This is a genomic window from Bacillus salipaludis (genome assembly GCF_004358205.1).
In genome coordinates this window covers 531,218-553,204 of record NZ_SMYO01000002.1, presented here as the reverse complement: position 1 = coordinate 553,204, position 21,987 = coordinate 531,218, and the positions used below count along the sequence as shown (strand labels likewise).

At 40.2% G+C, this 21,987-nt stretch carries 18 protein-coding genes and 1 pseudogene; 1 reads left to right on the top strand and 18 read right to left on the bottom strand.

Annotated elements, in window-relative coordinates:
• Window positions 1-190: 190 nt before the first annotated feature.
• Window positions 191-346: a hypothetical protein gene (locus E2K98_RS30785; RefSeq protein ID WP_165976178.1), complete on the top strand. Its 156-nt coding sequence runs from the start codon at window positions 191-193 to the stop codon at window positions 344-346.
• A 55-nt stretch (window positions 347-401) separates the two neighbouring features.
• On the opposite strand, the gene pyc is transcribed toward E2K98_RS30785, so the two are convergent.
• The 18 genes and pseudogenes from pyc to E2K98_RS05210 form a co-directional block, all read right to left on the bottom strand.
• Complete coding sequence (gene pyc / locus E2K98_RS05295; RefSeq protein ID WP_133333203.1) at window positions 402-3,842, bottom strand: pyruvate carboxylase; 3,441 nt, start codon at window positions 3,840-3,842, stop codon at window positions 402-404.
• Window positions 3,843-3,894: 52 nt separating this feature from the next.
• Window positions 3,895-5,202 carry an aminotransferase class I/II-fold pyridoxal phosphate-dependent enzyme gene (locus E2K98_RS05290; protein WP_133333202.1) on the bottom strand — a complete coding sequence of 436 codons (1,308 nt, stop codon included), beginning with the start codon at window positions 5,200-5,202 and terminating at the stop codon, window positions 3,895-3,897.
• Between the two features lie 47 nt (window positions 5,203-5,249).
• Window positions 5,250-5,831 carry a cysteine dioxygenase family protein gene (locus E2K98_RS05285; protein ID WP_133333201.1) on the bottom strand — a complete coding sequence of 194 codons (582 nt, stop codon included), beginning with the start codon at window positions 5,829-5,831 and terminating at the stop codon, window positions 5,250-5,252.
• Window positions 5,832-5,858: 27 nt separating this feature from the next.
• Window positions 5,859-7,043: a MalY/PatB family protein gene (locus E2K98_RS05280; RefSeq protein ID WP_133333200.1), complete on the bottom strand. Its 1,185-nt coding sequence runs from the start codon at window positions 7,041-7,043 to the stop codon at window positions 5,859-5,861.
• A gap of 229 nt (window positions 7,044-7,272) precedes the next feature.
• Complete coding sequence (locus E2K98_RS05275) at window positions 7,273-8,751, bottom strand: amino acid permease (protein WP_133333199.1); 1,479 nt, start codon at window positions 8,749-8,751, stop codon at window positions 7,273-7,275.
• 352 nt (window positions 8,752-9,103) lie between these two features.
• Window positions 9,104-9,481 (bottom strand): RidA family protein, encoded by a 378-nt coding sequence (locus E2K98_RS05270; RefSeq protein ID WP_208025319.1) that lies wholly within the window; start codon window positions 9,479-9,481, stop codon window positions 9,104-9,106.
• Between the two features lie 130 nt (window positions 9,482-9,611).
• Window positions 9,612-10,415, bottom strand: a pseudogene (locus tag E2K98_RS05265) (sulfite exporter TauE/SafE family protein).
• Between the two features lie 46 nt (window positions 10,416-10,461).
• Entirely contained in the window at window positions 10,462-11,889 is a 1,428-nt protein-coding gene (locus E2K98_RS05260; RefSeq protein ID WP_133333198.1) for an MBL fold metallo-hydrolase, read from the bottom strand.
• Window positions 11,890-11,905: 16 nt separating this feature from the next.
• Window positions 11,906-12,487, bottom strand: coding sequence for a hypothetical protein (locus tag E2K98_RS05255; RefSeq protein WP_133333197.1), 582 nt, complete (start codon window positions 12,485-12,487; stop codon window positions 11,906-11,908).
• 26 nt (window positions 12,488-12,513) lie between these two features.
• Complete coding sequence (locus E2K98_RS05250; protein ID WP_133333196.1) at window positions 12,514-13,713, bottom strand: FAD/NAD(P)-binding oxidoreductase; 1,200 nt, start codon at window positions 13,711-13,713, stop codon at window positions 12,514-12,516.
• A 287-nt stretch (window positions 13,714-14,000) separates the two neighbouring features.
• Window positions 14,001-14,744: an amino acid ABC transporter ATP-binding protein gene (locus E2K98_RS05245; protein ID WP_133333195.1), complete on the bottom strand. Its 744-nt coding sequence runs from the start codon at window positions 14,742-14,744 to the stop codon at window positions 14,001-14,003.
• A 20-nt stretch (window positions 14,745-14,764) separates the two neighbouring features.
• Entirely contained in the window at window positions 14,765-15,448 is a 684-nt protein-coding gene (locus tag E2K98_RS05240) for an amino acid ABC transporter permease (protein ID WP_235824720.1), read from the bottom strand.
• 11 nt (window positions 15,449-15,459) lie between these two features.
• Window positions 15,460-16,278 carry an amino acid ABC transporter substrate-binding protein gene (locus tag E2K98_RS05235; protein ID WP_133333194.1) on the bottom strand — a complete coding sequence of 273 codons (819 nt, stop codon included), beginning with the start codon at window positions 16,276-16,278 and terminating at the stop codon, window positions 15,460-15,462.
• Between the two features lie 377 nt (window positions 16,279-16,655).
• Window positions 16,656-16,997: a thioredoxin family protein gene (locus E2K98_RS05230; protein WP_026573868.1), complete on the bottom strand. Its 342-nt coding sequence runs from the start codon at window positions 16,995-16,997 to the stop codon at window positions 16,656-16,658.
• 13 nt (window positions 16,998-17,010) lie between these two features.
• Complete coding sequence (gene trxB, locus E2K98_RS05225) at window positions 17,011-17,976, bottom strand: thioredoxin-disulfide reductase (protein ID WP_133333193.1); 966 nt, start codon at window positions 17,974-17,976, stop codon at window positions 17,011-17,013.
• A gap of 229 nt (window positions 17,977-18,205) precedes the next feature.
• Window positions 18,206-19,678, bottom strand: coding sequence for a Na+/H+ antiporter NhaC (nhaC, locus tag E2K98_RS05220; RefSeq protein WP_133333192.1), 1,473 nt, complete (start codon window positions 19,676-19,678; stop codon window positions 18,206-18,208).
• A 21-nt stretch (window positions 19,679-19,699) separates the two neighbouring features.
• Window positions 19,700-20,881, bottom strand: coding sequence for a MalY/PatB family protein (locus E2K98_RS05215; RefSeq protein ID WP_133333191.1), 1,182 nt, complete (start codon window positions 20,879-20,881; stop codon window positions 19,700-19,702).
• Window positions 20,882-21,005: 124 nt separating this feature from the next.
• On the bottom strand, window positions 21,006-21,986 hold the full coding sequence (locus tag E2K98_RS05210; RefSeq protein ID WP_208025318.1) for a 1-aminocyclopropane-1-carboxylate deaminase/D-cysteine desulfhydrase: 981 nt from the start codon (window positions 21,984-21,986) through the stop codon (window positions 21,006-21,008).
• Window position 21,987: the final 1 nt, after the last annotated feature.

Sequence of the window (21,987 nt, the reverse complement as noted above, 5' to 3'; positions counted from 1 at the left end):
TTAACACCTATATTTTATCATTTTAGTTTTCGACACGATTAGCGATAATGTCGAATTTTTTCGAATTTTATCAATTTTTTATACGCGAAATTTATAGTACTATTTAAATAGTTTAATCGCGATCGAAAAATGATAAATTCACTTAAAAAATGACCCTATTTTTCATGAAAATTTAAGGAGTGGTAGGTTTATGAGGAATCCTGATAGCATTACGATAGAGGAGTTAGATGAACGAATTGCTCATTTTGAGGACCGTCTTACCGATTTTATTATTACCGAAGATCAAATTGAGTTCATCCAAGAAAGGTTAAAGGAACTAAAGACGCTAAAGAGTGCAAAACTCTAATGCCACAGGGACGGTTAACCGTCCCTATGGGCGATTTATGCTTTCGAGAAAGGATTTATCGGCTTACCTCAATAAGCAAATCCCCTTGTTGAATGGCTTCCCCACTTTTCACATAAATATCTCTTATGATTCCGTCGAATGGTGCTTGAATGGTGGTCTCCATCTTCATCGCTTCGGTAATGATGAGATGATCACCTTTTGAGACCGTTTCTCCCTTTTGCACCAATACTTTGATAATCGTACCCGGCATAGTAGCTCCCAGATGGTTTAAATTGGTTAAATCAGCTTTCTGTCTAGAAAGGATAGTGGTCTTAATACTCTCATCTTTAATCATGACTTCACGGGATTGACCATTTAACTCAAAATACACCGTACGTATGCCATCCTGCCCAGCCTCACCAATGGAGACAAGCTTAACAATCAACGTTTTCCCTTTTTCAATTTCAATTTCCATTTCTTCGCCAAGGCGCATTCCGTATAAGAAAGTAGGCGTGTCTAAAACGGAAATATTCCCAAATTGCTCAACGTTCTTCTGATAATCGATAAATACTTTTGGATATAAGGCATAAGCAATCGCTTCTTGACTGGTAACAGGACGGTTAAGCGAAGAAAAAAGCGTTTTTTCTATTTGTTCAAAGTTAACCTCTTCTAATCGTTCTCCGGGACGAACCGTAATCGGCTCTCTCCCTTTCAGAACAATGCGTTGAAGTTCTTTTGGGAAACCTTCATAAGGCTGACCTAAATACCCCTCAAATAGTTCAATTACCGAATCCGGGAAATCCAATGTTTCTCCGCGCTCGTAAATATCCTGCTCCGTAAGATTGTTTTGAACCATGAATAGGGCCATATCACCAACGACTTTTGAAGAAGGCGTTACTTTGACAAGATCTCCGAATAAGTGATTCACCCTTGAATACATGTCTTTTACTTCATCCCAGCGATCCCCTAATCCAACTGATTTGGCCTGTTGCTGTAAGTTGCTGTATTGACCTCCGGGCATTTCGTGAACATATACCTCTGTATGCGGGGCGATCATTCCACTTTCAAAAGGTTGATAATACTTACGAACATCTTCCCAATAATAGGAGAGCTCCTCAAGGCTCTGAATATCGATGTTTGGTTTCCGTTCCTGACCCTCTAACGCATAAAATAACGAATTCGCACTTGGCTGCGAGGTTAAACCCGCCATCGAACTTACGGCTGTATCGATAATATCTACCCCTGCCTCAATGGCCTTCGCATACATATAAATTCCGTTTCCACTTGTATCATGGCTGTGCAGGTGAATCGGAATGTCTACGGTTTCCTTTAAAGACGAGATTAACTCATAAGCGGCTTGTGGCTTTAATAATCCAGCCATATCTTTAATCCCAATAATATGGGCACCTGATTCTTCTAGCTCTTTCGCAAGCTGTTTATAATAACTCAAATCATACTTTCTTCTCGTCGGATCTAAAATGTCTCCAGTATAACACATGGCAGCTTCGGCAATTTTACCGCTGTCTCTTACAGAATTAATCGCTAATGACATCCCTTTCACCCAATTTAAACTATCAAAAATTCGGAACACGTCAATTCCGGCATTTGCTGATTCTTCAACGAATTTTTTAATCACATTGTCTGGATAGTTTTTATACCCCACCGCATTGGAAGAACGAAGAAGCATTTGGAATAATAGATTGGGCATTTTCTTGCGTAATTGGAATAACCGATCCCAAGGATCCTCATGTAAAAAACGATACGATACATCAAATGTAGCACCACCCCACATTTCTACCGAAAAAAGATGAGGGGTTAAGCGTGCCGTTGGCTCCGCAATTCGTACTAAATCATTGGTCCGTATCCGGGTTGCCAGCAGAGATTGATGGGCATCACGAAAGGTCGTGTCGGTTAACAATACTTCTTTTTGTTCCTGAATCCACTTGACGACACCAGCAGCACCTTCAGCATCCAAAATTTGTTTCGTACCAACGGGAATAGGTTCTGAACAGATGGTTTTAGGTAAGGTGGGTTTTGTAAATACAGGCTTCTTCTTTTTCCCGATGCCAGGGAACCCATTTACTGTGACATTCCCGATATACGTCAGCAATTTTGTCCCACGGTCCTTACTTTTCGGAAATAGGAATAATTCTGGTGTCGTATCAATAAAGGACGTGTCAAAGTCACCCTTTAAAAACTTTTCGTGCTTGACCACATTTTCCAAATAAGGAAGGTTCGTTTTAATCCCGCGGATACGAAATTCACGAAGGTTACGCAGCATTTTTGAAGCCGCCTTCTCAAACGTATCTGCCCATGTCGTTACTTTTACGAGCAAGGAATCATAATAAGGAGTAATGACCGCCCCTTGAAACCCATTTCCAGCATCCAGACGAACACCAAACCCGCCACCTGAACGGAACGCCATAATTTTTCCTGTGTCCGGCATAAAATGGTTAAGAGGGTCTTCTGTCGTCACCCGAGATTGGATCGCAAAACCATTGATTTGTATGTCATCCTGAAGCGGAATCCCCATCTCCTTACTATGTAAGGAGTATCCATCCGCAATGAGAATTTGCGACTGAACAATATCAATCCCTGTAATCATTTCAGTAATCGTATGCTCCACCTGAACCCTTGGATTCACTTCAATGAAATAAAACGCATCTCCTGCCACAAGGAACTCTACGGTTCCGGCATTTAGGTAGCCAACGTTTGCCATTAATCGAATAGCTGCCTCGCAAATTTGTCTACGCAATTTTTCCGATAAGGTAACACTCGGTGCGATTTCCACAACTTTTTGGTGTCGGCGCTGGATCGAACAATCACGCTCATATAAATGAACAATGTTGCCGTCTTGATCACCCAAAATCTGTACTTCAATATGCTTAGGGTTTTCAATAAATTTTTCGATATAAACCTGATCATTCCCAAACGCAGTCTTTGCTTCAGACTTAGCACGTTCATAAGCTTCTTTTAATTCATCCGCACTTCGAACAATACGCATACCACGGCCGCCCCCACCCAATGCGGCTTTAATCATAAGAGGATAACCAAAGTCTCGGCCGAACGTTTCCGCTTCATCCTGACTTGAAATTGGACCATCGCTCCCGGGGATCACGGGAATATTAGCTTGGAGGGCTTGATAACGAGCTTTCACCTTATCACCAAATTGATCAAGATGTCTGGATTGTGGACCAATAAAGATGATACCCTCTTCTTCACAACGTTTGGCGAATTGAATATTTTCCGACAAAAACCCATACCCTGGGTGAATGGCATCTACTTCATGTGTTTTGGCCAGTTCAATGATTCCTTCAATGTCTAAATAGGCTTCAATTGGCTTTTTCCCTTTTCCAATTAAATACGCTTCATCCGCTTTATAGCGATGAAAAGATCCTGCATCTTCATTGGAATAAATGGCTACAGTCCGGATATTTAGCTCTGTGCACGCACGAAAGATACGAATCGCAATTTCCCCTCGGTTTGCCACTAACACTTTGTTAATTTTTCGAGTCATATTTTTACCTTCTCCTTATGATCTATAAACTTAGTAAATAGTAATCTCGTATCTATAATTTGACCAAATTCGTCTCTAGTTCCTTACTGGCTTGATAAATACATTCAAAAAGTTGTTGTAAATCCTCTACTTCAACACTTGAAAAAGCAATCCGGAGATTCTGCTGTCCAAACGAAATGGTACCTACCCCATATTGATCAATTAAATATTTCCGAAGGGACTCCGCATCCACCTGCTTGATACGGAGACAGACAAAATAACCCGAATTAAAAGGATAGGCCTCAAATGCATCCGTATACTTTTTACTGCTCACAATCTCTTTAATTCTTTGCCAACGCGTTTTCATTACTTGAAAATGGTCCTTTCGTTGGACCTCAAAATTTGGATGCTGAAGAACATCTAAAATAAAGGTTTGCGAAGGGTGCGGACAACAGGAAATCGTGCTTCGAATCGAAGCCAAAGTCTTTTCCTCTAAAGCTTCTAAAACTTCTGGATTCTGAATGCCAAAGGTCAGAAATCCAACCCGAAACCCCCATGCGTATTCTTCTTTCGTTGCGCCATCTACCTTGATGGGAAGTACACGTGGATGAACACCAACTAACCGTGAAAAAATCGATTCTTTTATTGAATCCTCATAAAACTGTCCAAAGTACGCATCATCGGCTACCACAACGAGATCAATACCTGAATTTGCTACCCTTATAATTGCCTCAATAATCTTGGCTACTTCTTCTTCATATGGAGTGTATCCTGTTGGATTATTCGGGAAATTCATCACTAAAATTAACTTGGACTTGCCGCATTGCATCATGGCTTCTTCCATCGCTTCTACATGAAACGTACCTGTGCTTGTAAAAAGAGGGTAGGTTACGGTTTGGCTTCCGTGTCGTACATCAAACGTTAAGTGATAATTATCCCAAAACAAATTGGGCAGAATGATTGGATCCCCCTTTTCCACAAATAAGTCAGCCACAATGCTTAATCCATGCGTTAGACCGTTGGTGACAATAGGGAGACCCAATTTCTTTTCACCTAATGAGGGATTTTCCTTCATTAATTTTTCTTTCCAGATCGTTCGTAACTCCATTTTTCCTGTTGGCGGAGCATAAGGATATAAATCCTTTGGATCAAACGCTGCTAGTTTGCTTTGTAAAGCCTCCAAGTACATGGGACTTCCTTTTTTTGTGGCAGTCCCAATCGTTGCATTAAAGGTATGGGCTTTTTCACGAGCCTCTCCACTCTGACTTACAATTCCTCTTGGAAAATACAGGGACTTCCCAAGCGAAGATAACATTTGATAAACATGTGCATCATTTTTTTCTATCGTATGATTTAATTCTTTAGCTAACGGGTTTAACATGGCTCTCCTCCTCGCGGTAATAAATTCTAGTCAATCCAGATCACAGCCTATACAGCGGTGTATTCCACATACTTTTCTTGTGCAAGATAGAGCCCTTCTTCTTCTAATGGAGTGAATTCCCGGAATTTCCTCAATTGCTTTCCATAAACATGGATTGTGATGGCGGGATAATCCCCCACCCCCTCTAAAATATGACAGTCGGCTGGAGGCAATAGCGTCCCTGTATTCTGTTCGTTTACAACGATGGTATCCGTCTGCTGCAACTTAACGATTTTTCCCCCTGATAATTCCTCTAATCGGATATAATTCGTAACTTTGATCTGACCCGCTACAACGCCTTCTGCACCCCATGTTTCATCGTGATCATGAAGCGTGGTCCTTTGACCGGGCTTCCAGACGAGCGCGATCACTTCGAAACGATCCTTTGGATCACAATACAACGGATGCCGCGAGTATCCCCCATCACTTGGCCTTCTCTTCTCTGCAGGCAGCCAGGAATGGGATTGAATTAATTTACCAACTAACCTTTCCGCTTCCAAAACACAAACTTTATCATTCTGACTCCGTTCAACCATATCGGTCATATCCTCAACAAAATCTTTGAAATCATATTTATTCCTGTGATCCATCCTACTTCCTCCTCAATGTATTAGGTCTTACTTTGTATGTGAAAGTTGATTGACGGCTTGTTCTAATTGGCGAAGGGCTTTTTCTAACGTAGAGCGGGGACATGCAATATTCATTCTCATAAATCCCTCTCCCCCTTGACCGAAAATGTGACCTTCATTTAAGGCCAATCTTGCTTTTTGCAGCATAAACTGATCTAATTCTTTCATACTAAATCCAAGTTCCCGGCAATCCAGCCATAGCAGGTATGTTCCCTCCGGTTCGACAAGCTTGATTTGCGGGACATTCTTTTTCAAATACGACCGAACAAAATCTACATTTCCTTCTAAATAATCAATCAGCTGATCCAGCCATTCTTCCCCAGATCGATAGGCACTTTCTAAAGCGGCTATACCAAAAGGGGTTGCCCATCCAATCGCCATACTGTTGATTTCACGATTATAGCGTTCTCTCAGATCACGATTTGGAATAATCACCACAGATGTTTGGACTCCCCAAATATTGAAAGTCTTACTTGGAGAAAAACACGTGATCGTCTGTTTAGCCAGCTCTTCTGAAATCGAGGCGATTGGAACATGTTTATACTCGTTGTAGACGAGATCAAAATGAATTTCATCCGAAACAATTAAAATATTATTTTTAAGACAGATTTCCCCAAGACGTGTGAGCTCTTCTTGTGTCCATACCCTTCCCACGGGATTATGCGGACTGCAAAGGATTAACATTTTAACGGACGAATCAATCTGATTCTCTAAATCCGCAAAATCCATCGTGTATCGTCCATCCTTAAAGGATAGAGGGTTGTTCACAACCGTACGTCCTTGCGATTCAATCACTCTGAAGAAGTGATGGTAAACTGGTGATTGAACGATGATCTTATCACCTGGCTGGGTTAAGGAGCGCAGGAGAAAGGCCAAAGCCGGAATAACGCCGGGGCTATGGGTGATCCATTCCTTTTTAATGGACCATTGATGCCTTCTTGACACCCAATCCACAATCGCTTCAAAATACGAGTCCGGGCGATAGGTGTAGCCATAAATCCCGTGTTCTACCCTTTCCTTTAAGGCTTCAATCACAGTAGAAGGTGCCTTAAAATCCATGTCAGCCACCCACATGGGCAGGACATCATTCACACCAAAGCGTGTCTCAAGATCATCCCACTTATCGCAAGCTGTATTGGTCCGGTTAATTTCCTGATCGAAGTTGTAATTCATTTCGCATCCCCCAAACTAATTAACTCTTTACGCCAAACTATATTGCAAAAACCATGCCAACTATAAAAATGATCCTCAAGCATTGATACAACAATTTTTGGTGTATTCGTTCAAATTTGCTTTTGGCCGTCTTTTAGCAAATCTGATAAGAATCCATCTCACATCCGAAAAAAAATCCTTCCTCAGAAAGGAAGGATTATCTCATTATTGAAATACAGTTGGGATCAACTTACTCGCGATTCTCAAAGTCACACTCCGTAAGAGGTACAACCTTAGTTTTTTTAATCATTTTATAACCAATCCAAAGCACTACAAAGAAAACAATGCCGATATAATTAGCGATGGTCGTTCCCCAATCAAACTTGCCTTCCGTAAATAAATTTTGACCAAGAACTAAAACAATAATGAACAAGAAGGTGATCATTGGACCTAAAGGGAATAATTTAGCTTTAAACGGCAGTTCACTAGGATCTTTTCCTTGAGCAATATAGGCCTTGCGAAAGCGGTAATGACTCACAGCGATCCCGAACCACTTAATAAATCCCGTCATAGCCGAAGTAGCCACTAGCCACATAAAAACGGAACCGCTTCCAAACATAGATGAAAGAAATGAAATAAACCCGAAGATGACCGATACCATTAAGGCAGCCATTGGAATACCGCGAGAATTAACCTTCGCAAACATACGCGGAGCTTTTCCCTCCTTCGCCAATGACCAAAGCATACGTGAAGATGCATACATGGCGGTATTTGCTGCAGATAAAATAGAAGTAAGCAGGACTGCATTCATGGCCGAAGCGGCAAACGCTAATCCGGCCCGTTTAAACACAAGGGTAAATGGACTAATCGAAACATTGCTAATACCCGTTTTAAGCAGATTTGGATCCGTATAAGGAATAATCAAACCAATAATAAAGATCGTTAATACGTAGAAAATAAGAATCCGCCAGAAAATGGTTCGAATGGCTTTAGGGACATTTTTAGATGGATTATTCGTTTCACCAGCAGCCGTTGCAATCACTTCGGTCCCCTGGAAGGCGAAACCGGCAACAAGGATTACACTAAAGAAGGCTAAAAATCCGCCGTGAAAGGGAGCATCTCCTTTTGTAAAGTTACTTAAACCCTCGGTATGCCCTCCCATTATTCCGAATATCATAGCTGTTCCGATGATTAAAAACAAAATAATCGAAACGACCTTAATACCTGCAAACCAATATTCACTTTCCCCATATCCCTTAACGGATAATAGATTAAGAGCTAGTAATATAACTAAGAAAATCGTACTCCATAATAATGCAGAGGAGTCTGGAAACCAATATTTCATTATCAGAACTGCTGCTGAGAGATCGGCCGGAATCGTAATAGCATTGGTATACCAATAATTCCATCCTAAAGCAAATCCGAAGGCGGGATCCACATACCTTGTTGCATAAGTTTCAAATGACCCCGGCACAGGTAAAAAGGATGCCAGCTCCCCTAAACTATTCATCACAAAATAAACCATGATTCCCACTAGTAAATAGGCTGCAAGAGCCCCTCCAGGTCCTGCTTTACTAATCGCTGATCCACTCGATACAAACAACCCTGTTCCGATTGCACCGCCAATCGCCATCATCGTTAAATGTCTGGACTGTAGACTTCGGTGTAACTGTCCAGTTGATTTTTCCTTGTTTGGGATCATATTTAATTTAAGTACCGGTTTGCCCATATAAGTACCTCCGATTTTATAAAATTACTTTCAAAAATGATAAAATATTGCAAAAAATTAATAGCCATTTTGCCGTATACAAAATCAATCAGGCAAAGAATCGTTTGCAACGCTCATCCGTATGAAAGAGGAGTGCGTGTAATCTAGGGATCATCATCACATACAAGCTGACACTGGAGCATAAGATGCAAAGAGAACGATACGATAACGCTTTCATTTAGTTCTGCCAAAGGGGCATGTAGAAGGGACTTATGTACGATCGTAAAGCTTCATAGGTGATCTAGGCAGAACTCGAGACTCAAAATTGACCTAAGATCACCTATGTTCAAAAAATCGTTGATCACAGCAAAAATTATTTCTTAGCAATAGCTTCTATTTCGATCATTACATCCTTTGGAAGACGACTTACTTCCACAGTAGACCTTGCAGGGTTATGCCCCTGCATAAATTGACTGTACTCTTCGTTAATAACAGGGAAATCATTCATATCTTTTATAAAAATAGTCGTTTTTACAATATTCGTAAGTAAAAAATCTTCCTCTTCTAAAATACCCTGAATATTCTTTAAAACCTGCTCGGTTTGAAGTCTAATATCCTTTTGAACTACCTCTCCCGTTTCGGGATCAAGCGGGATCTGCCCCGAAAGAAATAGAAATCCATCTACACGAATGGCTTGCGAGTATGGCCCAATCGCTTGCGGTGCTTTATTTGTTGAGATAACTTTCATCATAGTAATCACTCTTCCTTTTCAAATTTAATCTTAATATCACATTTCCACCGTGCAATGGTGGAAATTAGCATACTTTCAATCTAACAAAAAATAAATCAATTCCTTCCTGTTGTCTCTACAAAATATAGATTCATAAATTCAAAGCGTCTCCATTTTTAATCATTATATAAATAGCTACAGTTATGACAACAGCAGAGAAGATATATTGAAGGGCTTGTCGTTGTTTGCTTAAACGCTTTGCAACGATGGTACCAAAGATTCCCCCTATAAATCCACCGCATACAAGTGCCAGTACTACGAACCAATTAACCAATCCAGAAAGGCTGTAATTCAGTGCGGTTGTTAGTCCAAAAGTTCCTACAGAAAACAAGGATGTGCCGATTGCTTCAACGATGGCCATATTTGTGGCTGCCAGCAGGGAGGGAACAACCAAGAATCCACCGCCTATGCCAAAAAATCCTGATGCCAATCCTGTCATAACGCCGAATAGGGATAACTTTTTTCCATTAAATTTATCCATTTAACTCAAACCTTCTGTTTCAATATTTGCTGCCTGTTTTACTGCCTTTTTAGGCATGATCATCTTAATAGCCATAAAAATCATAAGTAGCGCAAAAAGAAACAATAATTGCTTGCTCGGTAAAAGCTTACCAAGATAAGAACCAAAGAGGGCGCCCACTACACCTGGTATTGCAAATACGATGGCCGGTCTTAGGTGGACATGCCCTGCACGTGAATGGGGTATAAGATTCAAGAAGGCATTAATGGAAACAGCAAGGGCTGTACTGCCAATCACAATATGCGGGTCTTTCACCCCGACCACATAAAGCAAAAGAGGAACCGCTAAAATGGAACCGCCACCGCCAATAAGTCCTAAAGTAAAGCCAATTATTCCGCCAGAGGCAATTGTGAGAATCCATTGTAGAATTGTCATTCGATAACTCCTTTTTACAATCCACGATGTGTATATAGGTGTTTCTTTAGTGAATTTTATTTACTAGTTTTGTACTGCTCTCTTTTAGCCATTGGTCAAACCCGCCTGTTAAATTAAGGACTTGGTCAAATCCATTTGCTTTCAAGATACTAACGGCAATCGCCGATCTTGCGCCTGATTTACAGTTTATAAGAATTGGTTTTTCACTAGGAATCTCGTTCATTCTGTCTTTTAAATGTCCAAGCATGATATGGTGAGCCTTAGGAATATGGCCTGCCCTCCATTCACTGTTCCGACGAACATCAAGGACATAATACTCCTCAAGCCTCTCCATAATCTCTTTTGGTTCAACTGATTGATAATCCACGACATCCATTTCATTCAATTCAAGCTGTTCAATGAACGAGTGATCCATCACAGCTTTCACCTGATCTAGTCCAATCGATTGTAATGCTTTCAGGGTTTCCGCTTCTTTTTCCTTACTTACCAATAAATAGATCGGCTGATCATAATCAAGCAGCCATCCAGCCCACGTCACAAAGGATTGATTGCAGGGAAGATTGATGGTTCCCGCAATATGTTTTTGCGCAAATTGCAACGCTTGCCGGGTATCCACCACAATGCCGTTTTGGATCCATTCCTGAACGAGGGTTAATGAAGGTTGTGCATGATGGACTGGCTCAAGTTTTTCGATTAGGGTAGTCCCCTGTTTGTTCAGTGACTTCATGATTCCAAAATATTTTGGCGCCTCAGGTTGTCCGGAAAGCAATTCTTCAATAAATAAATCTTCCTCATCATATTGCAATGCCCAGTTGGCCAACTTTTCATATCCAACGGTTGACGAAGGCACTGCACCCAATGATTTCCCGCATGCACTCCCTGCTCCGTGCGCTGGCCAGACTTGTAAATAGTCTGGAAGTTGTTGAAATCGCTGCAGGGATTTAAACATTTTTTTTGCCAGCGAATAAGCCGAACCCTTTACACCGGCAGCTCTCTCCAGTAAGTCGGGACGGCCTACATCTCCGGCAAAAACAAAGTCACCTGTGAATAAACCAATAGGGGCTTGCACTGTTGTGCCGCCGTCTGTCAATAGGAATGAAACATGTTCCGGTGTATGCCCTGGAGTATGAAGGACTTCAAAGGTTAAATTCCCAATTGAGAAGCGATCCCCGTCTTTCAGCAATTGGGAATCAATCTGATCGGCAATCTGATACTTCCAATCAGCATCGCCCTCATCTGACAGATAAAGCTTGGCCCCTGTTTTGGAGGCCAGCTCCATTGAACCGGAAATATAATCAGCGTGAATATGTGTCTCCGCAACAGCTGTAATCGATAATCCATTAGCCTCCGCTGTAATCAAGTAGGAATGGATGTCGCGGGAAGGATCAATCACAATGGCCACTCCCTTAGCTTGACACCCGACCAGATAAGAGGCATGAGCCAGTTTCTCATCATAAAAATATTTCATGAACATGTGAGTGAACACTCCTTTATTTTGATTTAGGTTCTGAAGCCAGGGTTACAAGCGCTTTAACAAAATGAATCCCCCGCTGAACGGCAGGTTCCTTGATTAATTTGAATACGGTAAAGATGGTCACAGGTGAATGGTCTTTGTCCGCTTCATTTTTCGCCCGCTGAATCAAATTCATGCCATTTTCAACCTTTTGCTGGATCGGGCCTGCGATTTCCTGTGCCCCCTTATACAAATAATCAACGGACTCCTTATCACGGGATATCGATAAGAGGAAATCCATAATCGGTTCCATCATTGACAAGTACTTAGTATATTTAGGGAGGCCCTGGACTAATGCCGTCAATGCTTCCAATGAATCTTTAGTGGGAATGTATTTTCCGAATTCATCTCCTAGTCCACCCAATAAATAGTCCATCGATTCTTTATCGCTCAGAGTGGATTTTATAAAAGCGATGTTTCGTTCTAAGGCAGAATACTGGTCAACAAGCCCTGGCAATTTTTCCAGTGTTTCGATTAAACTAGTTTGTATTTCCTTCTGGCTCAATAATGAAAGTAATGGTTGGAGATCAGATAAGTGATCAATCGTTGTTTTCTGCATAATCTTCCTCTCACTGACATGTTTTTTTATAACAAACCTTTCAACATTCCGTTCCAATAGACAATAGGGAGTACCTGCTTCTTTAATAAATACATACTGTATCTTTCCTTTGCTTGATCAAAAGGAAAGCTCTCATCCGGCTTAGATTCATAATCAAACTCTGCTAAAACTAAGCTGCCATATCCCGTTACAAGTGGGCACGAAGTATAGCCGTTGTACTTTTGCATACCTGTCTTTTGGTTCATTAGACATAATAAGTTCTGGACAAGAACCGGCGCTTGTTTTCGAATAGCGGCGCCAGTTTTTGATGTTGGCAAATTGGTACAGTCTCCAATTCCAAAGATATTTCCATATTTTTTATGGCGCAATGTATACGGATCTACATCCACCCAGCCAGTCTCGTTGGCTAATGGACTTTTCTCAATGAAATCAGGCGCACTCATTGGCGGGACAACATGAATCATGTCATAGGAAACCGTTACCAATTCATCAGTCGAAAGGTTTTTAAAAACAGCCTTTTTTTGCTGTGCATCTATTTCCACTAAATTGTGCTGATAATGTGTTTCAATTTCTTTTCTTTCAATTACTTTGTTCAATGTATCCGCATATTTTTTTACGCCAAAAATACTGCCCGCTCCTGAGAAAAAGTGGATCGTGGAATTTGAGCGAACCCCTGATTTGCGAAAGTAATCATCCGCCAGGTACATAATTTTTTGCGGTGCACCGCCACATTTAACCGGTGTATTCGGATTTGTAAAGATGGCATTACCGCCGCTGAAATTGCGAATATTTTCCCAAGTACTATCGACATAATCAAAAGAGTAGTTACTGCAGACGCCATTCTTGCCAATGCTTTCTTTTAAACCTTTCACCTTGGTCCAGTCAATTTGAATACCTGCTGCAACCACTAAATAGTCATAACTCAATTTGTTGCCAGATGACGTTACGATTGATTGTTCATTTGGAAAAAAATCTTCAACCGCTTCTTTAATCCAAACAATACCATCTGGAATTAAAGTAGACTGTTCTCTTTCTGTTACCTTTTTATCAACAACCCCGCCACCAACCAGTGTCCATAGCGGCTGGAAATAATGTTTTTCAGCAGGGTCAATAATGGCAATTTCCCCATAAAGAGCCCTTGATTCTTTTAATAGACGTGCTGCCACAGTAATACCGGCACTTCCGCCGCCTACAATCACAACTTTGTAGTCTGTCCTATCATTCATATAAACCCTCCTCTAGTCACCTAAGTTTGCACAGATTCAAAGTCTATTTTTTTTAATTTCCTCCCCCTCCCTCTTTTCGTTTTTTTATCTTGCAAGTGTTGTGCCAAAATAAAACCATTGGTAATTCAGCTTTCTTGCTACTGAAAAAACCAGTAATTTATCATTTCCGATATGAAAATAGTGTAAATCTACTGTTTCGTACTGTTTTTAGATTCCCAAATTTGAAAATACTTTCTTAATTATTCAAAAAAAAGATTGCAAATGAGATTTGCAATCTTAGGCCTTTCCTATGAACAAAGTTTATTTAAAAATTGTAATGTCCGTTCATGCCCTGTATGTTCAAAAATTTGTTGAGGTGTTCCTTCTTCAACGATCACACCTTTATCAATGAATACGACTTTATCCGCCGCTTCACGTGCGAAATTCATTTCATGTGTCACGACAACCATCGTCATTCCTTCTTTAGCAAGTTCTTTCATGACCTTTAGAACCTCTCCTACTAACTCAGGATCTAACGCGGAAGTAGGTTCATCAAAAAGGAGGACTTCAGGCTCCATTGCCATCGCCCGGGCAATTCCTACCCGTTGTTGTTGTCCACCGGAAAGCTGGGATGGATAGTGGTTCGCCCGTTCCGATAATCCTACCTTTTTCAGCAATTTAAGAGCCTTCGTACGAGAGGTTTCCTTGTCTTGTTTACGAACGTAAACTAAACCTTCCATAACATTTTCTAGTGCCGTCATATGAGGAAACAAATTGTACCCTTGGAAAACCATACCTGTTTGTTGACGGAACTTAATCACTCGATCTTTTGGAACTTGTTTTTTCTCCTGAAAATCCAAAGAAAACTTTCCAAGCGTAATGGTCCCTTTTGTAGGCGCTTCCAATAAATTCAGACAACGTAACAAGGTTGTTTTCCCTGAACCCGATGGCCCAATAATACAGACTGTATTGCCTTCCTCAATTTTAAGATCGATTCCCTTTAAAACCTCTGTTTGTCCAAATTGCTTATGCAGGTTCTTTATCTCAATCACGCGGATATCCCCCTATCAAATTAACCCGTCACATAACGATCAAACCGTTTTTCCATCCGTCCTTGAGCGTTAGAAAGAACTGTACTGAAAATCAAATAAATAAATCCTGCTAGACAATAGAGTACCAATGGTTCATAGGTTGTTGCGGTAATTTGCTGGGCCACTCTAAACATTTCCGTCACCGTAATGGTAGCGGCCAAAGATGTATCCTTTACCAAACTAATAAAACTGTTTGCCAAAGGCGGAACAGACACCCTTGTTGCCTGCGGGAGAATAATTCTTTTTAATGCCTGCGGGTAGCTCATCCCAATGGAGTAACCTGCCTCCCATTGACCTTTGGGAATGGAAAGGATAGCTGCGCGAATAATCTCTGAGTTATAGGCGCCCATATTAATGGTAAAACCGATTATTGCGGATGGCAGCGGACCAATGGTAACCCCTATACTTGGAAGACCATAAAAAATAACAAACAGCTGAACAAGCAGCGGTGTTCCCCTAATCACCCATACATAAAATCGTGCAGCAGCATCCAGAGGTTTAATTCCAGAGATTCGAGCCAGTGCAGTAAGCAGAGCAAGAATCAGTCCCAGAAAAAAAGAAAGGAGTGTCAACGGCACGGTAAAAGCAACCCCGGCTTTTAACATCGGAAAAAATGAGTTGACAACGATGTCAATAATTCGGTCCATTCTTTCTTGATCCAACATTCGAACACTCCTTATTTGGAAACATCGGTTTCAAAGTATTTTTTTGAGATGCTTAAATACATCCCATCTTTCTTCATATCAGCGAGTGCTTTATTGATAGCATCGACCAATTCTATATTCCCTTTTCTTAACATAATTCCCATTTTTGTTGGTTCATCAAGTTCGGCTGCAACTTTAAGCGGCGCATTAGGCTGTTGCTTTTTGAAATCAAGATAAGACAACCCATCATTAATCGTCGCATCCACACGTTTTGAAATTAATAAATCAATAGCTTGATTAAATCCTTCAACACCGACGATTTCAGCACCATTGGAAGCTGCCATGTCTTTAAACATACTAGTTAGTGACTCGGCTGACTTTTTCCCCTTCAAATCTTTGAACGTTTTAATCGTGTTATTGTCTTTGCTGACAATTAAGTAAGGTTTTGACACATTCGTTGGATCAGAAAAATCATATTTTTCCTGCCGGTCAGGACGAATACCTACTTGACATGCAATAATATCGAATCGCTTCGAATCAAGTCCCGCAAAAATTCCGTCCCACGGGGTTTCAACAAATTCAGCTTTCACACCAAGTCTTTTTGCTACTTCTTCAGCGATTTCGATATCAAAACCAGTCAATTTCCCCGATGCATCATGGTAACTAAAGGGTGCATATGTTCCTTCTGTACCAATTTTAATCGTCCCAACTGCTTTTATTTTTTCCAGTAGGTTCTTACTTTCTGCCGCCTGATCAGGTTTGGCTGATGTTTCTTTTTGAGTGTTCCCGCATGCCGTTAATACAAGTGCTACGAATACTGAAAAAGCAAATATAAATAAACTCTTTTTCATAAAACTCCCCCCTGTATTTATAAAAAATGGATGATTTGCGGTTTATTAGTTTCATTTTTCAGTATCATTTAAATATTCTGTTAATTTATCCCGTTTCAATATCTACTTTTTTCAAATGAACTCCACCTCCTCCTATTCAATTACTTTTTATGCAAAAGTTGTGCCATAATAAAATCCTTGTTAATTCAACATTCCTGCTAAAAAAAAAGATGCATCATTATCATTTCTGCAATAATTCTAGTGAAAACCTACTGTTCAGTACTATTCTCCTATTCCCAAATTCGAAAAATATTTTTCAATTATTCAAAAATATTCCTTTTAAAGCCAATAAATATAGAGCAATATCTCCATATTTATTGGCCCCTGGCAAGGATTTTCTATCCTAGTTTTCCACTTGCCTCAACAATTTGATTAAGAAACTGTTCAACCTCTTCCTGACTTTTTCCAAGTTTACTTACAAAGCGGTCCAGTTCCTTCCCTTCTTGAAAAGCAATAAAGCTTGGGATTCCGTACACGTCTAGTTTCTCTAAAACTTCTGGAAAATGTTCTCGGTTTACTGCAATCATGTCTACCTTTTCTTTATACGATTCTTCTAAAATGGGCATAAATAAATCGGTATGCTGGCAGTCTGGGCAATATTCGGCATAGAATTTGGCCATAACTGGTTTTGTTGATAAAATTGCCTCTTCAAACTCTTGTTTCGTTTTAATCTCTTTCATTTTTAAATCCTCCCTATATTTGGTTTTCCATGATAGATTGATTGTTTTCACTACATAATTCACTTGCATCAAGGTATTTTTCGCAATCCAGTGCAGCCATACAACCGCTTCCTGCAGCGGTAATGGCTTGGCGGTATTTATGATCTTGAACATCCCCACAGGCGAATACACCTGGAATATTGGTTTCGGTGGTACCAGGATTCACCACGATATATCCCATATCGTCCGTTTTGATTTGATTGTCTAAAAATGCTGTGTTCGGTTTATGGCCGATGGTAACGAAAATACCATCCGTTTCCAGGATTTCCTCTTTTCCTGTTTCGCTGTTTCTTACTTTCAAGCCAGTAACGTGTCGATCCCCTGCAATTACTTCTTCAGGAATGGAATTTAAGCTCCACGTAATTTTGGGATTCTTTTTGGCACGGTCTTGCATAATTTGGGAAGCGCGAAGCTCCTTTCTGCGATGGACAATGCGAACCTCCGAAGCAAACTTCGTTAAAAAATTGGCCTCTTCCATAGCTGAATCCCCGCCGCCGACAACGATAATTTTCTTTCCTCTAAAGAAAAATCCATCGCATGTTGCACAGGTGCTTACCCCACGGCCAATATTTTCTCTTTCCCCCGGAATTTCCAAAAGTTTTGCAGAAGCTCCCGTTGAAATGATTAATGATTGCGTTTTTAGCTCCCCTATTCCTTCCACCGTTAAGGTAAAAGGGTTGTTTGAAAAATCGACCTTTTTAACCCAACCTCTTTTAAACTTTGCTCCAAAATGCTCAGCTTGCTTTCGCATGTTCTGCATCAACTCTCGTCCTAGAACCCCTTCAGGAAAACCAGGAAAATTCTCGACATCTGTTGTCAATGTCAATTGCCCTCCTGGTTCTGGCCCTTCAATGACTAAAGGACTTATGTTAGCACGTGCTAAATAGATTGCAGCGGTTAACCCAGCAGGTCCAGTCCCTAGAATAATAGCTTTATACATCTCATTCCCCCCTTTCTCTTAGTCATGAAGATTAACTTGCAATATTCGTGCCAATTTTAAATTCCTTGCAAAATCACTATTTCCCCAGCTTCTGATAGGTTACTTATTCCTATTTCCTATCATGTTTGAAAAAAATTTTTTTAAAACTAAGAAAACATGAACCAGGTCAACTTACCAATTAAAAAAGGGCGATTCCGATTAGGAATCGCCTACATTAAAACCTATTCAGTTAGATCGCTTTAGTTACTGTTTCAACATCCTCGAGCTTCTCAGGCTTTAACTTCTTTATTGCAAATCCAGTGGCACCGTAGAGTAAATCGAATAATGGGACAAAGAAAGCTAAAAAGACATATGGGAAATAAGCATATGGCGATACACCCAGCATCTGCGAACAATAGATGGCGTTGGAATTCCATGGAATAACCGGTGCACCCATCGTTCCAACATCCTCGATATTACGCGATAGATTTTCTGGCGCCAAATGATTATTTTTAAAGACATTTCTCATAAGCGAACCCGCTACAATCGCAGTTAATAACATCGATGAGCCAATCATATTTGTGATTAAGGCAATTAACATAGTCACTAAAGTTATTTTAAAAGTAGAACCGTGTGTACGTTTAACTAAAGGCTCTACTAAAGCACTGAGAATGCCTGATTGTTCTAACATGCCGGTTACACACATGGCTAAAAGGACAACAAGGAATGAGCTCATTAAACTGTAGAGCCCGCCTCTGCTTAGGATGGGGTCAACTAACGTACTGCCGCTTTTAAACACAAATCCATTGGTCATGATATCAAACACTTTTGTTAAATTATACCCCTGAGTAAAAACAGCGACAGCCATGCCGCTAAACACTCCCATTAATAGCGAGATAATAGATGGAATGCCCTTTATAAGCATCACTAGTACAACCAGAAGAGGAATCAATGAAATCCAGGATAAATGGAAATGCTTTGATATTACACCAGTGATTTGTTGAATCTCCTGCATATTCGCTCCACTTTTTCCATACTTTAAACCTAAAATGATAAAGATAATTGCTGTTAGAATATACGCCGGGACAGTTGACCATAACATATGTTTTACGTGTGACATTACTTTAGAGCCGGCAACGGTAGCTGCTAAAATGGTACTATCAGACAATGGTGACAACTTATCTCCAAAGAAGGAACCACAAATAATGGCACCTGCTGTCATTGCTTGGGGAACTCCAAGTGCATTACCAACTGTCATTAAGGCCAAACCCGCTGTACCCAAAGTCCCCCATGAAGTTCCGGTTGCAAGAGATGTTGCTGATGTTAGGAGCAAAGCCGTGATTAAAAAGTATTGCGGTGAAATTAATTCTAAGCCCCAATACATAACATAAGGGATTGTACCAGAAGCCATCCAGGTAGCAATCATGACGCCGACTACTAAAATAATCGTATTCGGCTCAAAAGATTGCTTTCCCATTTCCCAAGCCATATTTTGAACCTCATTATATTTGTATCCCAGTTTCATAACTAGCAGGCTCACAACAATCCATAACAACAAAAACATTAATTCCAGAGATGCACCAAAACCAAGTGTTCCTGTAAGCAGCAGGCCGAAAAAGATTAAGACAGAAACCACTGCATATTTAAATGACACCGGAAATTTATAAGATTTATCATCCCACGAAACAGTTGCATTTCCCTGCTTTTCAGGTTTGTTCCCCATACGCAAAACCTCACAATTCAATTAGTTTTTTTTAAAACCATATTTATCATAGTTTAGCTTAATCTGTTTCAATGCGCGCTCTAGTAAAGCCCTTGTGCAAGCAATATTTACTCTTACAAAGTTACCACTATCTTTTCCGTATGAACTCCCATCATTGACTCTAACCCCTGCGTCTGTAAAAAATTCATCCAATTCCGTACTGGTGAGGCCCAGCCCCTCACAGTCAATCCATAACAAATAGGAACAATCAGGATACTGAACTTTTAACTTTGGTAAATGTTTATGGATATAGTTAATCGAAAAATCAATGTTGCTTCGTAAATAAGCATTTAATTCATCCACATAATAATCGCATTTATTATAAGCCGTAATTAAAGCCTCAACTCCTAAATAGTTATAATCAAAGTGGTATTTTGTGTAAATATCATCAAATGCTTTTTTCATTTTTTTATTTTTTATAATCACATATGCACTGAAGAAAGAGGCTAAATTAAAGGTTTTACTTGGAGAGTTCATTACCACCACATTTTGATCTTCTTCCTCACAAATCTCTAAAAAGGAGTGAAAAGGCAAACTTTTGTGAATCATATCGCTATGAATTTCGTCACTTATAATCATTACGTTATTCTCACGGCATAAATCATACATTCTCTGCATTTCCGCTTTTGTCCATACCCGCCCGATTGGATTGGCTGGATTACATACAAGAAGTATTTTCACATCTGGTAGCTTTAGTTTAGCTTCTAAATCTTCAAAATCAATCTGATAACTTCCGTTGTAGTAAGTTAATGGATTGTCGACTGCAACTCTATTAAAATTCTCTATTACCCTTTTAAAGGTTGCATAGACAGGAGGCTGTATCACTACTTTGTCTCCCGGATTGGTATAGGCATCTAAAAACATCCATAACGCCCCTGTCATTAATCCAGGCGCATAACTAATATCGTCTGCCCTAATATCAATTTTATGATGGCGGCCATACCACCCTTTGATCGCATCATTAAATCGATCATGCGGAAAATATCCATAACCAAATACGCCAAAATCCACCTTTTCCCTTACAGACTCTAAAACTTCACATGGTGCCTTGTAATCGGTATCAGCAATGCCCAGTGGAATCAATTGGCCGCATTTTCCTTCATTGTCCCATTTATCGGAATCCGTACCAATTCGATTAATCGTTTCATCAAAGTTGTGAATCATGCTTACCCCCCATTTTTCTAAAAAATTACTGCGAATGCGTTTACATTTTCGCAGCCAATATATCAAATGAAACTTTTTAAAAGTCTTCCGGACACACCCCGAGATGTGTCCAAAGAACAGACAATTAAATAGCTCCATATAACATTTTAATCTTCTCGTCCGTCCAGCCAAAAATCCCACCGGTATGAATAAACAGTATGTTTTGGCTTCCCTGAAGTTTTCCATCTTTAAGTTCGTTGTATAAACCATACATCGACTTCCCGGTATATACCGGATCAAGGATAATCCCTTCTTCTTGTGCGAATTTCTCTATGAATCTCAGTTCATCCAATTGGCTCTTACCGTAACCTAAACCTATATAGCGATCAATAATGTTGATTTCCTCAGCCGAAAAACGGAGATGATGGTCTCTATATTGATCCATATCTTCTAAAATGTGTAATAGATCATGAACGGCTTGTTCCCTCTGATTTAAGACACTCATGCCAATAATGGTTTTATTTTGATTACTTTCTTTATTTCCATATAACAAACCGGCATAAGTACCGCCCGACCCATTCGTAACCACAATCGTGTCGAACACGATTCCTAATTCCTGTTCTTGAAGGAGTATTTCATAATAGGCTTCTACATACCCTAGAGCACCAATGCCGTTTGAGCCTCCCATCGGAATGACATAGGGGTTGTGCCCGGAGGCAATCAATTCTTTTGTCAATTTTGCAATCATGGGTGTTAAATCTTGATACTCATCCTCAGTTGCCACCTTAATGGTTGCACCAACTAATTTAGTAAGAAATAGATTCCCTTCCGTTCTATTTACTTCACTTTCTTTTAAAATCAACAAGGATTTCATCTGATATTTAGCCGCCAACACCGCAGTTGCCCTCGCGTGGTTCGATTGGATCCCGCCACAGGTAATTAAATAATCACATTTTCTGTTTTTTGCATCGGCTAATAAATATTCCAGCTTTCTAATTTTGTTTCCCGATGATCCCATTCCCGTCTGGTCATCGCGCTTGATAAAAACTGATTTGTTTAAGTGTTTATTGAAAAAGTCCACTTTTTCAACCTTTGTGGGTACATTGGCGATTTCTATTTTCTCCATT

Coding starts and splice junctions, on each gene's coding strand:
- E2K98_RS30785 (WP_165976178.1), top strand. CDS start 191: ATGAGGAATCCTGATAGCATTACGATAGAGGAGTTAGATGAACGAATT.
- pyc (WP_133333203.1), bottom strand. CDS start 3,842: ATGACTCGAAAAATTAACAAAGTGTTAGTGGCAAACCGAGGGGAAATT.
- E2K98_RS05290 (WP_133333202.1), bottom strand. CDS start 5,202: ATGTTAAACCCGTTAGCTAAAGAATTAAATCATACGATAGAAAAAAAT.
- E2K98_RS05285 (WP_133333201.1), bottom strand. CDS start 5,831: ATGGATCACAGGAATAAATATGATTTCAAAGATTTTGTTGAGGATATG.
- E2K98_RS05280 (WP_133333200.1), bottom strand. CDS start 7,043: ATGAATTACAACTTCGATCAGGAAATTAACCGGACCAATACAGCTTGC.
- E2K98_RS05275 (WP_133333199.1), bottom strand. CDS start 8,751: ATGGGCAAACCGGTACTTAAATTAAATATGATCCCAAACAAGGAAAAA.
- E2K98_RS05270 (WP_208025319.1), bottom strand. CDS start 9,481: ATGATGAAAGTTATCTCAACAAATAAAGCACCGCAAGCGATTGGGCCA.
- E2K98_RS05260 (WP_133333198.1), bottom strand. CDS start 11,889: ATGTTCATGAAATATTTTTATGATGAGAAACTGGCTCATGCCTCTTAT.
- E2K98_RS05255 (WP_133333197.1), bottom strand. CDS start 12,487: ATGCAGAAAACAACGATTGATCACTTATCTGATCTCCAACCATTACTT.
- E2K98_RS05250 (WP_133333196.1), bottom strand. CDS start 13,713: ATGAATGATAGGACAGACTACAAAGTTGTGATTGTAGGCGGCGGAAGT.
- E2K98_RS05240 (WP_235824720.1), bottom strand. CDS start 15,448: ATGTTGGATCAAGAAAGAATGGACCGAATTATTGACATCGTTGTCAAC.
- E2K98_RS05235 (WP_133333194.1), bottom strand. CDS start 16,278: ATGAAAAAGAGTTTATTTATATTTGCTTTTTCAGTATTCGTAGCACTT.
- E2K98_RS05230 (WP_026573868.1), bottom strand. CDS start 16,997: ATGAAAGAGATTAAAACGAAACAAGAGTTTGAAGAGGCAATTTTATCA.
- trxB (WP_133333193.1), bottom strand. CDS start 17,976: ATGTATAAAGCTATTATTCTAGGGACTGGACCTGCTGGGTTAACCGCT.
- nhaC (WP_133333192.1), bottom strand. CDS start 19,678: ATGGGGAACAAACCTGAAAAGCAGGGAAATGCAACTGTTTCGTGGGAT.
- E2K98_RS05215 (WP_133333191.1), bottom strand. CDS start 20,881: ATGATTCACAACTTTGATGAAACGATTAATCGAATTGGTACGGATTCC.
- E2K98_RS05210 (WP_208025318.1), bottom strand. CDS start 21,986: ATGGAGAAAATAGAAATCGCCAATGTACCCACAAAGGTTGAAAAAGTG.